The 13,459-nt window shown below is 40.6% G+C and carries 8 protein-coding genes; 5 read left to right on the plus strand and 3 right to left on the minus strand.

Features of this window, described 5'->3' with window-relative positions; genetic code table 11:
- Positions 1-238: 238 nt before the first annotated feature.
- The 3 genes from DBR40_RS10185 to DBR40_RS10195 all read right to left on the minus strand — a co-directional run bounded on the left by DBR40_RS10185 (position 239) and on the right by DBR40_RS10195 (position 4,806).
- The gene (locus DBR40_RS10185; protein ID WP_233603847.1) at positions 239-985 is read right to left on the minus strand and encodes a LytR/AlgR family response regulator transcription factor; all 747 of its coding nucleotides are present in this window, start codon (positions 983-985) and stop codon (positions 239-241) included.
- A 1-nt stretch (position 986) separates the two neighbouring features.
- Positions 987-2,591, minus strand: coding sequence for a sensor histidine kinase (locus tag DBR40_RS10190; protein WP_124559644.1), 1,605 nt, complete (start codon positions 2,589-2,591; stop codon positions 987-989).
- A 328-nt stretch (positions 2,592-2,919) separates the two neighbouring features.
- On the minus strand, positions 2,920-4,806 hold the full coding sequence (locus tag DBR40_RS10195) for a mechanosensitive ion channel family protein (RefSeq protein WP_124559645.1): 1,887 nt from the start codon (positions 4,804-4,806) through the stop codon (positions 2,920-2,922).
- A gap of 256 nt (positions 4,807-5,062) precedes the next feature.
- Between DBR40_RS10195 and DBR40_RS10200 the strand changes: the two genes are divergently transcribed.
- From DBR40_RS10200 to DBR40_RS10220, 5 genes are all read left to right on the plus strand, one after another.
- Positions 5,063-5,629, plus strand: coding sequence for an RNA polymerase sigma factor (locus DBR40_RS10200; RefSeq protein ID WP_124559646.1), 567 nt, complete (start codon positions 5,063-5,065; stop codon positions 5,627-5,629).
- A 98-nt stretch (positions 5,630-5,727) separates the two neighbouring features.
- Positions 5,728-6,897 (plus strand): FecR family protein, encoded by a 1,170-nt coding sequence (locus DBR40_RS10205; RefSeq protein ID WP_124559647.1) that lies wholly within the window; start codon positions 5,728-5,730, stop codon positions 6,895-6,897.
- A 205-nt stretch (positions 6,898-7,102) separates the two neighbouring features.
- Positions 7,103-10,504, plus strand: a complete 3,402-nt coding sequence (locus DBR40_RS10210) for a TonB-dependent receptor (RefSeq protein ID WP_158674023.1) — start codon at positions 7,103-7,105, stop codon at positions 10,502-10,504.
- 10 nt (positions 10,505-10,514) lie between these two features.
- On the plus strand, positions 10,515-12,296 hold the full coding sequence (locus DBR40_RS10215; protein ID WP_124559649.1) for a RagB/SusD family nutrient uptake outer membrane protein: 1,782 nt from the start codon (positions 10,515-10,517) through the stop codon (positions 12,294-12,296).
- Positions 12,297-12,447: 151 nt separating this feature from the next.
- Entirely contained in the window at positions 12,448-13,365 is a 918-nt protein-coding gene (locus DBR40_RS10220) for a metallophosphoesterase family protein (protein ID WP_124559650.1), read from the plus strand.
- Positions 13,366-13,459: the final 94 nt, after the last annotated feature.

Consider the following 13,459-nt stretch of genomic DNA (forward strand, 5'->3'; position numbering starts at 1 on the left):
AAATAGAGAGCCTTTTACTAAATATCGGGTGGGAAAATATCGAAGTAAATATAATAAGACATAATAAAGCTTTTTACCCAAGGGCTTTGGATGAAGGATTGCACGCTAGGTTGATACTAACAAATTACATGCAAATAATTTCAGGCGTTTAGCATGTCGCTTGCTACTCATATGCCCTTAAATGTCTTATATGTTTAAAAAGTCAGAAGATCTGGGTGCTTAGCTTAGCTGGGAGTTGTTAAAGCTGCTGCAAGGCTTTTTTTACCGTATCCTTGTTCGGCTTAGAAATGGGTATTTTTTCTCCGGAGGTTAAGAGCAATAGGCCACCATCTTCCTTTAACCAGCTTTTTACATATTTCGGATTAACCAAATGGCTTTGGTGTGTTCTTAAAAAACCATTGGGGCGCAATAAATCTGCATACTCTTTAAGTGATTTAGAAACCAATATTTTTTCATTGCCCGTAAGGAAGAAATGCGTATAAGTATTGTCTGCTTCGCAACGCACAATTTCTGATAAGGTAACATACCTGATTTCGCTTTGCATTTGCAGGGCAATTTTGCTCACATTGGTTTCGGGCTTTTTTAATTGTTGCAGTAAAAAATCGAGCTGCGAAGCCGTTTGTGTGGCCAGTTTGCATTCGGCTTTATTTACCGCATCCTTCAATTCTTCAATATCAACAGGTTTTAAAAGATAATCGAGCGCCGCAAATTTTACGGCCTGTATACCATATTGATCGTAAGCGGTAACAAAAATAACTTCAAAATTACGTGTTGGGAGCAGCTTTAATACTTCGAAACCCGTTTGTTCGCCCATTTGTATATCCAGAAACACCAAATCGGGTAAATGTTTTGCAATGGCATTAACCCCATCGCTTACATTTTGAGCTGTGGCTATTATGGTTACCTGCGGGCAATGCTTTAGTAGCAATGCCTGCAGGTTTTCTAAGTTTGAAATTTCGTCGTCTATTAATACTGCTCTCATCATGTTATAGCCAATCGGTTAAGGTTAAGCTTATTTTAGTACCGTTATGGGTTGCTTGTATGGCCAGGGTAAAGCGGTTTTCTTTATAAATATTATTCAATAACGCTATTCTGCTATTACTTAATTGGAGCCCTAAGCCATTGTGCTTCTTTTCCGTATCGAAACCATTTCCATTATCGCTAACTGTTAAAACCAAATCATTTCCCTGTTCAACAAATGTGATGATAATTTTTCCGTCAGCAGCTTTTTTCGATATGCCATGTTTTACAGCATTTTCTACAAAAGGTTGCAGCAGCATGCCTGGTATTTCTATAATCGCTAAATCTAAATTTTCGGCATGCTTAATTTCGTAGGTAAAGCCGAAACGCAGCTGCTCCATTTGCAGGTAATCATCCAATAAAGTTTTTTCTTGCGATAAGCTGATCAGTTCCCTGTCATCGAGTACATTGCGGGTTAAGCGCGCAAATTTAGACAGGTATTTATTGGCATTATCTATCTCGTTCTTGTTCATTAAATTTTGAATGCCTGAGAGCGCGTTAAACAAAAAATGAGGGTTTAACTGCGAACGAACGTAGTTAAGCTGCAGCTTTGCGCTGTTTTTTTGCTGCTCATTTTCTTCCAGCTTTTTTTTGTTTCGTTTTTTAACGAAGTAAAGAACAACGAGAAACACTAATCCAATAAGTAATGCTACAATAAATGCATATATAAAAAGTTCTCGTTTGCTGTAGTTTTCTTCCGCTAAAGTGATAGAAAGTGTATGCCGGGTTGTGTACTTTTCCATTTCCTTTGGCGGCATGTTATAGCGGGAAAATGATGAAGGTTGAATAATAATTTCATAATCACCAGATTTTTTGAAAATGTTTCTGTCGATTTTTACGTTGGGTAAAAACTCATGTTCGTCAACTATGCCGCCATACTCCCAGGTAGTTGATTCGAAGATTATCTTATTGGTTTGCTTATCTCTTATTGAGATATAATAGATATAATCTTCATCTGACCTGTCTTTTACGATGGTTAGCTCGTCATCTTTTTCGGTGAAAATAAGTTTTGTTATATCCTTAGGTTCGGTAATCCAGCTGTAATCAACACCTTTATCAATAGTAAAGCGCTTTCTAATACCTTTGATTTTTGCCTTTGGAATTGGCTTACCATAAAGAACCGATTTTTCAATATCGAGTGGTTTTTCGATGCTGTAAACCAATACGGTAATGATTTTGCCTTTTACAGGAAAAGTACCCAGTATTGCAGAACGGAATATTTCTTCATCACCCCCGGCATGGGTATCTTTCAGCAGAGCTTCGTTAATCAGTTCATTTACAACCAATGGTTTATTATCGGATATTATGGTATACCGATAGTGCTGTATGTTAATATTTTTTCTAAAATTAATCGAGATACTTACCTGGCTTACTTCGGGTACATAACTAAAAAAAGTATTCGGTTGATTGGGAAATACATTGGCGTAATAAATGTTTTTTGCCGAACTGTCTACACACATGAGCAGTCTTCCACCGGCAGGGTATATGCGATTAAAGTTAATGCCTTTTTGTGCATTTACTGTAGCTAGCGCGATGATGAAACTGAGAAAAGTAAATACTATTTTTTTCATAATGTTAAGTTGAATTTTCATCAAACTTGCGGCAATAATAACAAAACTAAAACCATAAAACAGTAAAGGCAGTGTTTAGAATAGTAGCCATATCATTTTGTGCAGTATTGGAATGTTGCCTTCAAAAAAGGAATAGGTTAGTGGATTTAAAGATCTCCTGAATTATAAAGTAAAAGATAGAAGGTTTTTTACGCTAAACCCTCAGTTATTGCGGTTTTTAAGCTAAAATAAAAAAGGATTGCGTTTCTGGCCGCAATCCTTTTTTGTTTTAATAAACCAGTTACCGTTAAGGTAATGTGCTGGTTTTCGGTTTTAAATGTAAGTTAATCTAATCCGTTTTTTTCGGGTCAGTATTTTCCATCCGTGTACTTGTTCTAAAAACAGGTACACTGTAATCTTTTGGCAAATGCGCTGCAGGTATGGTGGTTTCATTTCCATCGCGCAATGCTTTATAATGTGGCGACATAATTTCTACGCCGGCTTCGTTAAAAATATCTTGTATGTTGGCATGCAGGCTGGAGTATATTAAGGCCTGTTTATTGGGCGATTTGGTGTGTGCATTTATGCAGTAGCTAACATAATAATCGTCAAGGCTGGTTTGTAGCACATAAGGCTTAGGGTCGGCCTCTATCATATCCGAACTCAGTGCGGCATCAATAAGCAGTTGATGTACCTGGCGCCAGGGCGCATCGTAACCAATGGTAACCGTAGTGTGTATAATGAGGCCTTTTTCTGATGCTTCTACACTGTAGTTAATGGTGTGGTTGCTCATCACAGTCGAATTGGGAATCGAAACTACTTCGTTCTGGATAGTTCTTACCCGGGTAACCAAAAGGGTTTTCTCGATAATATCGCCCGTTACCTCACCAATTTTTACACGGTCTCCAATTCTGAAAGCCCGCATGTAAGTGAGTACCAGGCCGGCAACCACGTTACCCAAAGCCCCGGCCGAGCCGAAGGTGAACAGAACGCCCATAAATACCGATACGCCTTTAAACACACCAGAGTCTGAGCCTGGCAGGTACGGAAAGATAACAATAAGCATAAAGGCCAAAATAAGTACCCTAATGATTTGGTAAGTAGGGTTGGCCCAATCTTTATAAAAGCCTGGTATGGTAAGTTTGCCACGTTCTACCTCTGTTTTAATAAAGCGCACAAACCGCAGTACATAGCGGAAAACCACCAGCAATACCAGTATTGTCATTAAATCGGGAATGTAATTCCAAATGGCACTTCCTATTTTTTTTAAAGGGCCCAGAATATAGGCCAAAAGATTTTCGGAAAGATCTTTGGTAAATGGAAATATACCAAACAGCACCGGCAGGGCCAGATAAATTAACAGGATGATAATTATCCACCGGGCAATAGATAAGGCGGCACCGATTACCCAAAGCTGCCGGTCGGGATCTAAAAGTTGATAATTCTTAATCCTGATGCCATCTTTAAACCGCCCTTCGCTTTTAAGTAGTTTGGCGGTGAGGGTTCTAAACAGCCGGTTTACCAGGTATACCAGGCCAATAACCACCGCTATTACCAATAAGGTGAGTAAAATTTCTTTTATAATTACCTGCAGGCTGTTTTCATCGCGATAATTGATTACAGATTTGCCTACTGCAGCTTTAACATCGGCTGATAGGGTATTAATATCTTTTTTTGCCCAGATGGCATCTTCTTCGTTGATGGATAGGAGCAAATTATTTCCATAAATCAGGTCGATTGAGCTTTCGGCCTGGCTAAGTTTTAGCGAATCGGTATGGAAGGTTGTACCACCGGCAATTTTTTCTAAACGGTTGGCAATGGCCTGCGCACGATCGGCTGCGCTGAAACTGCCAAGTTTGGCGTAAATATAAAATAGCGTATCGCGGTTAAAAACTACGGGAACTCCTTTAATAAACTTCCTGAGCGAATCGATCTGTTTTACCTGCTTTACTTGCTGAAGCGAATCTTTCTTTTTCAATGCGCCAAGTTCGAGCAACAAGCGGTTACGTTCGGTATCATCTCCTTTACCCAAAGCATTTACCTGTTTTTGAAGTACATCGCGTTTTAAGGAGTCTGCAATCCGTTCGGCCGATAACTGGCTTACCCGGTCGAGCCCACTGTTCATTTTTTTAATCTGTGTAGAATCGACAGGTTTTTTTAGGCTATCAGTTTGGGCATAAAGTTGGGTTCCGAGAAAAACCAAAGCAAAAAGATGGAGGGTAAAAAGTCTTTTCATAATCGTTTGTACTTGGTTAAATGTAATTAAAATTAGGCTGATAATGATTTTTGGTACTTAAGTTTATCCAGAAAAATAGTTCAATTGCTTTTCAGCGGTAAATTGTTCAAATTTAACAGCTCAATTAGCATAAGCCCGAAAAGTAATTTAGTATTTGTATACAAAATTATTTTTATACTTAACAAATTGTTAATACGGATAGAATTGTATATTTAACATCTAAATGGTTTTTTTGCATTGAAATTTAGGCAGGGTAATGGGTGATTATAATCTGAATACTGATGATGAGCTTTTACTACTTCTGAAGGAGCGTAACCACCGCGCCTATGCAGAAATTTACCAGCGCTACTGGGCCATGTTGTTCCGTTATGCGCGTAAAATACTCCAAAACGACGAAGAATCGAGGGATGTAGTACAGGATGTTTTTGTGATGTTATGGTCGAAATCTGAAGCACTCGAAATCCACACTTCCTTATCCTGTTTTCTGTATGCCGCCGTGCGCAACAGTATCCTTAAACTTTTTCAGCGCGGAAAGGTAAAAAACAACTATTTAAATTCGCTCGAAAAATTTATCGAAGCCGGCAACAATACCACCGATCATTTGGTACGCAACCGCGAACTGGCCAAACGCATCGAACTCGAAGTTGCGCAGCTGCCCGCAAAAATGCGCGAGGTTTTTGAACTAAGCCGCAATGCACATTTATCCCATCGCGAAATTGCTGTGCGCATGGATATTTCTGATAAAACCGTTAAAAAACAAATGAATAATGCCTTAAAAATACTCCGTTTAAAACTGGGCAGTTTATTCGTTTTGATCTTCTGATTTTACCCGATTAATTTTTTTTTATTTTTTTTATTTTTTTCTACGCCCTGGCCGCGGGCAAATGTTCATAACCATACATCAACCTATAAGTGTTAGTTATGGAGCATAAAAGAGCTGAAGCATTACTGGAAAAATATCTGGCCGGGCATTGTACGCCCGAGGAAGTGGCTATTGTAGAGTCGTGGTACCTGCAAGTAACCGAAAATCCTGAGGCTTTAGCTCCCGAACCGGATTATGCTTCGCTTGGAGATAGCATGTGGGGCACCATACAAGAGCGAAACAATCCGCCTAAAAAAGTAAAACTGCAATGGGGCTGGGCTGCAGCAGCAGTTATTTTGCTGGCGCTTGGCTTTGGTTTATATCAATACAAAAATACCAGTCAGCCCGAAATGCAAAGTGTTGGGTATTTAGTTAAAAACGATATTAAACCCGGCGGAAATAAAGCTTTTCTTACACTGGCCAATGGGGCTAAAATTTCGCTCGATGATACACAGAATGGTAAAATAGCCGAACAGCAAGGTGTAAGCATTACCAAAACAGCTAAGGGCGAGTTGGTTTATACTGCTAAAAATGCCACTGCACAATGGCTTGCAGGGAAACAGCAATTTAATACTATAGAAACGCCAAAAGGTGGCCAGTACCAGATAAACCTGCCCGATGGTACCAAAGTATGGCTAAACGCGGCTTCATCTTTAAAATACCCTACATCTTTTGCCAGTACAGGTCGCGAGGTACAGCTTAAAGGCGAAGCCTATTTTGAAGTGGCTAAAAAAACTACACAGGGGCAGCGGGTTCCGTTTACTGTAAAAACCGAAACGCAGGTGGTAGAAGTTTTGGGTACGCATTTCAACATTAACAGTTACAATAACGAAGAAAATACCAAAACCACACTGGTTGAAGGATCGGTAAGGGTTACACCTGTTACCGGATCGGGAAATTTAGCTGTACTGGCCAAAGTTTTGAAACCCGGCGAACAATCGTTGTTAAAAGGATCGTCGGTTAAAATAACAGCAGTAGAAACCGAAGAGGCCCTGGCCTGGAAAGAAGGCCTTTTTATGTTTGATAATGAAAACCTCGAAAGTATTATGCATAAAGTAGCCAGGTGGTATGATGTAGAGGTGGTATTTAAGGATAAAGTTTTATTGACTAAAGATTATAGCGGTACCGTTTCCAGGTTTGGAAATGTATCGCAGGTGCTTAAAAAGTTAGAATTAACGGGATCAGTTCATTTTAATATCGAAGGAAGGAGGATTGTAGTAATGAAATAAACCTTAAAACTGCAATCCAAAAAAAAGTCAGCAATGCTACCAACATTACTGACCCTGAACCGGCGTAAACCGGCTAATGTTTGGATCAGTTCAAAATAAACTATGCGATAGAATAATAGAAACCAAAACAAACAAACAAATGTATATAAATTCTGCTAATAATTTTTGCAGGTATAGCTCCTGCATGACCAAATTTTTGCTAGTGATGAAACTCCTTATAGTTTTAATGGTAACTGCTTTACTACAGGCAAGTGCTGCAACAAGCAATGCCCAGAGCCTTTCTCTAGTTAATAAACACATTACCATTAAGCAGGTTTTCAAAGAAATTAGAAAACAAACCGGCTATAATGTATTGTGGGAAGCCGATAAATTACAAACCAACCAAACCATTAATGTAAGTTTTAATAATACCCCACTTGATGAGGTATTGAAAAAATGCCTGGCAGGCAAACCATTAACCTACGCCATTGATGAAAAAACAGTGATTATTAAAGCTACCGAAATTTCGGTATTTGAAAAACTGTTAAACCTGTTTAAAAACATCGAGGTAAGTGGTAAAGTGGTAGATGAAAAGGGGGGCGCTATGCCCAACACCTCCATACTGATTAAGGGAACCAAAATTTTTCATAAAACAGACGAAGGCGGAAACTTTAAATTTACAATAGCCGGAGAGGGCGCAGTTTTAGTGGTATCGTACCTGGGTTACAAAACCCAGGAGGTACCGGTAAATAAAAGTGGAAGTTTAACCATTTCGCTGCAGCCTGATATGGCCGACTTGGAAGATGTAGTGGTAGTAGGTTACGGAACACAGAAACGGGCAAACTTAACTGGTGCAGTTGATGCAATAAGTGCCAAACAATTAGAAAACAGGCCAATTGCCAATATTGGGCAGGGTTTACAGGGCTTAATTCCGAATTTAAATATTTCTATTGCCAATGGCAGGCCCAATACGGCGCCCGATTTCAATATCAGGGGATTTACCTCTATTAATGGTGGTGCACCTTTAATATTGGTAGATAACGTACCTTTCAGCAGTTCCGATTTGTTAACACTTAACCCTGCCGATATAGAAAGTGTATCGGTATTAAAAGATGCAGCTTCATCGGCCATTTATGGTGCGAGAGCACCATTTGGGGTTGTTTTAATTGTTACCCGCACAGCAAAAAGCAGCAAATTAAATGTTGGGGTAAACAGTTATATGGCCTACCGTACCGTAGGTAAATTGCCAGAAGTGGTTACCGATCCGTACCAGGTATTGAAAGCTAAAAACGAAGCCGCCTTTCCTTTGTACAACCCAGCCTATAGCGCTACATTGGTAGAAGCGGCCAGGTTACGCTCATTAGATCCTTCGTTGCCAGATGTAATTACCGATCCAACCGACCCGAACAAATGGTTCTACATCGGATCGACAGATTGGCTTAGAGAAGCTTACAATCAATCGGCACCAACTTACAATGTGGGCGTAAATGTATCTAAAAGGGCCGAACAGGTGAGTTACTATCTTTCTGCCAATTATTACAGGCAGAATGGAATGATCAAGAATGCAAATGAAAACAACAACATTTATAACCTACGTGGAAAAGTTGATTTGAATGTAACCAAATGGCTTACGCTCTCTAACAACACCATGTTAACCTCTACCTTTTACGAGGCTCCTACCTTTATTGATGGAAACTATTTCTGGAATATAAACCGTACCAACGTAACCGATATTCTGCGCAACCCCGATGGTTCGTGGACTTCGGCAGGTGCATCTTTGTTAGGTGCAGTGCAAGAAGGTGGCCGCAAAACTTTAAGCTCGAACACGGTGCAAACCACTTTCTCTTTCGATGCTTCGCTGGTTAAAAATATCTGGAGTTTAAAGGGCGATGCAACTTTAAGGCGGGTAAATAACCTAAACAAATCATACGAAATTCCGGTGCCATATAAAACCGGACCTAACTTATCACCTCCTTTATCTACTTCCACTTCGGCAGCCGATCAGCATGCAAATACCAAATACAATATTATTAACCTGTATACCGAAGCACACAAAAAGCTAGGGAACCATTTTGTATCGGGTTTGGTAGGTTACAACCAGGAGGAATTGCGTTACAATGCCTTTACAGCTTCGCGCAAATTGTTAATTTCCAATAGCCTGCCTTCTATAAATCTGGCTACCGGCGATCAAACGGTAAGCGAAAGCATTTCTGAATGGGCAGTACAAGGACTTTTTTACCGCGTAAACTATAATTTTAAAGAACGTTACCTGTTGGAGTTAAATGGCCGTTATGATGGTTCATCGCGTTTTGCACCAGGTAAAAGATGGGTTTTTGTTCCTTCAGGCTCGGCAGGCTGGTTACTATCTGACGAGAAGTTTTTTGCCCCGGTAAAACAATTTTTAGCAATGGATATGTTTAAAATCAGAGGTTCTTACGGTGTGCTGGGTAACCAGGCTGCGGTAGGAGAGTACGATTACCTGTCGAAAATGACCAGCGGTAAAACCTCGCAGATTTTGGGCGGTGCACAACCAACTTATGTTAATCCGCCGGCAGCTATCTCAAGTAATTTTACCTGGGAAAAGGTATCATCTGTAAACCTCGGTATCGATGCGGCTTTCTTCAAAAACAGGTTAGAGGTGAATTTTGACCGTTACACCCGTTTTACTAAAAATATGCTCGTAGCTGGTAAACCTTTACCTGGAGTTTTTGGGACAGCATCGCCAACTACCAATGCTGCCGATTTAAAAACCAAGGGCTGGGAGTTAAAACTGGGTTGGAAAGATCAGGCTACTTTAGGTGGTTCGCCATTTAGTTACAATGTAGTGCTGGCCTTAAGTGATAGCAGAACTTACATTACCCGTTTCGATAACCCAAATAAATTGCTGACTGGTGTTTCATTTTACGAGGGCATGGAGTTAGGCGAAATATGGGGGCTGGAGGCCGAAGGCTTTTTCCAGAATGCTGATGAGTTGAAAAACCACGCCAACCAAACTGCAGTAGGTACCGACGATCAGCGTTATCAGTATTTTGTGGGCGATATTAAATTTAAAGACCGCAACAACGATGGTAAAATAGACTTTGGTAATAAAACAGTTGATAACCCTGGCGATTACTACAAACTGGGTAACAACAGAAACCGCCTTCCGTACAGTATCGATTTATCTGGTGCATGGAAAGGTTTCGATTTACGCGTGTACATTCAGGGCGTGGCCAAAAGAGATTGGTATGCTGATGGTAGCAACATTTATTTCTGGGGAATTTATGCACAGCCATGGACCAACGTTACCGTGCAAAACCTCGATCACTGGAGCCCTGAAACCCCAAATGCTTATTTCCCGAGGATAAAAGCCTATGCTGCTGAAGATACCGGAGAGGAATTGGGTATTCCGAATACCAAATACCTGCAAGATGCTTCGTACATGCGTGTTAAAAACATTACACTGGGTTATACTTTACCTAAAAGTTTATTAAAACGTGCTAAAATCGAAAATGTACACTTTTATGTAAGTGGCGAAAATTTATTCGAACACTCCAACCTAAAAGTGAAACTAGATCCAGAAGGCCTGGGCGGAAGTATCTATCCATTTCAACGTACTTATTCATTTGGTCTGAACTTTAATTTCTAATACTAAACAGATGAAAACAAAATATTACATCAATATATTAGTGGTTATCCTCACCGTTGGCTTTTTGGCCGGATGTAAGAAGGATTTTTTAGACCGCATTCCGGAAACCACCATTACCCCGAACGAGTTTTTTAAAACCACAGCCGATTTGGAAACCTACAGCAATGGTTTTTATGGCATGTTTGGTGCCGGTACCGACGATGTTTTTTCAGACAATATATCGGTTTACCTGGGCGGGCATGAAATGGATAACATGATTAGGGGCAAAATTACGCCCGCTAACGTTGGTGGCTGGAGCTGGGGCAACCTGCGCACCATCAATTACATGATCAATAATCTTCAAAATGTAAAAGGCGATGCAGCTACCATTAAGCACTTTGTTGGTATTGCCCGTTTTTACAGGGGGATATTTTATTATAACATGATTCGCAGATATGGCGATGTACCTTATTACAATACGGTTTTAGGTACCAATGATGAAGCACAGCTTTATAAAGCCAAAGATCCACGAACGCTGGTAGCGGATTCGGTTGTTGCCGACCTGGAATATGCTGCCGCCAACGTGCTGCCAACAGGAACCAATACCCGCGTAACCAAATGGGCTGCATTAACGGTTTTATCGAGGTTTTGCCTGTACGAAGGTACTTTTAGGAAATACCACGATGAACTGGGCTTACAAAGTTCGGCCAATACCTTTTTGCAAAGGGCTGCATCTGCTTCTAAATCGGTAATGACCGATGGTGGTTTTAGCATTTACAATACCGGTAAAAAAGGAGAAGATTACCAGAAACTGTTTACCAGCGAAGATTTAAGCGGTATTAAAGAAATCATCTTTTACGATGATTATAACCGAGCTTTAAACCGGTCTAATAGCACACATTATGTGTTCGATTGGCAATGGTCGTTAAGCAAAAGTTTAATCGATACCTATTTAATGACAGATGGAACGGCTTTCACCTCAACAACCGATTGGGACAAGAAGCCTTACTCCGAAATCTTCAAAAACCGCGATGCAAGGATGGCGGTAACGGTTGCGCCTCCCGGATTTTCGACTACTTTGGGTGGAGCGCCAAATAAAACCCGGCCAACTTTTGGCGGTTATCCTCAAATTAAGTTTTATGCTATAGATCCTGTCAGCAAATCATATACTGAGTTTACCGACCTGCCAATATTACGTTATGCAGAGGTATTGTTAATTAATGCTGAGGCCAAAGCAGAGCTGGGTACCCTAAGCCAAACCGATTTAGACCTGACCATTAATGTGTTGCGCAACCGCGCTGGTGTAGCAGCATTGAATATGGTTACTGCAAATGCCAGTCCCGATAACGTTTTGGCAGCCATGTACCCTGCGGTTAATGGTGTTAACAAAGGTGTGCTATTAGAAATCCGCCGCGAACGCAATGTAGAGCTGGCCTGCGAAGGTTTCAGGTTTGCAGATTTGTTGCGTTGGAAAGCTGGTAAATTATTAGAGAAACCTACCCAGGGTATGTACGTGGCTAAGCTGGGTGCTTACGATGTTACCGGAGATGGGGTAGAAGATGTTGCCATTTTGCAGGCCGCAGGTCAGGAAACACCACTTGATGGTTTACCTGCTGATGTTAAAGCTAAACTGGTAAAATATTATTTAAGCGATAATAGTTTTTATCTGAGCAACGGCACTTCGGGCTTCGTTATGTTCCCCGAAAACCAAACCAACCCAAGGTCGTTTATCGAGCCGAAGTATTATTATTACCCAATACCAATGCAGCAGATTTTACTAAACCCGCAACTTAAACAACCAACAGGTTGGTAATAGTATAAATCAATAGTATAAATAAGAGACCGTCATCTCGACTGAAGCGCAGTCCCGACATTAAGTCGGGAGAGAGAGCTATTACTAAATTTCTCGACATCGTCGCACTTCGTTCGAAATGACGGTCTCTTTAACCACAACACAAATGAACATGAAAAGAAGAAGTTTATTAAAAGCACTCCCATTGGCTACCGCTGCATTGGCCCTTGGCGATTTAAACGCCGTTGCATCGGCACCCGCAGAAAAAGATAAGAAGAAAAAACTGGTATTAACCATTGCGCATATTACCGATGTACACATCCGTCAGGGCGATAATGCACCGGCAAGGTTTGAAAAATGCCTGCAAAAGATTAAAGACCTTAAAGTAGATTTTTTTCTCAACGGAGGTGATAGCATCCACGCAGCCGATTATAACGATATTAAACGCGAAAGTGTGGTAGAGCAATGGGGGATATGGGATAAATGCATTAAACAGCTTGATGGCTATGAACTGCACAGCTGTATTGGTAACCACGATATCTGGTGGGCAGCCCCCTCAAAAGAGGACGAAATGTATGGTAAAGATTACGTGGTAAAAAGGCTCAAAATTCCTAACCGTTATTATAGTTTCAGTAAAAATGGCTGGCATTTTATCATTTTGGATGGGAACAATAAAAATACCGCATTAGATGCCGAACAATACAAGTGGCTGGAAAGTGAATTAGAAAAGCTACCGGCAAATACACCGGTATTGCTCATGTCACACTACCCGATATTAACGGTAACAGGTACCTGGGAAGGTGGGCAACATGGCGATCATAAAGAATTGAAACAGCTTTTTTATAAGCATAAAGATAAGGTGAAGGTTTGCCTCAGCGGTCACCAGCATTTGCTGGATAGGGCCTGGTACAATGGTGTAGAGTATTATTGCAACGGTGCCATGAGCGGTTTTTGGTGGGGTAAAGGCGATAAACGTTCTGCCCAGCCTTATTACTACCAGGAAACACCTCCAGGTTATGCCATTTTAAAGCTGTATAGTGATGGTACGCTCGAAAACAAATATATCGTAGAAACAGAAGGTCAATCGTAACTGAAATTTGGTTTCTACTTTGATAAAGTGCCGCCGAAAGGTGGCACTTTATTTTTATATAAGTTCTACTACTGAGGTTATCCAGTCCCCCCTT

The sequence above is a fragment of the Pedobacter sp. KBW01 genome, from assembly GCF_003852395.1.
In the GTDB taxonomy this organism is placed as follows: Bacteria; Bacteroidota; Bacteroidia; order Sphingobacteriales; family Sphingobacteriaceae; genus Pedobacter.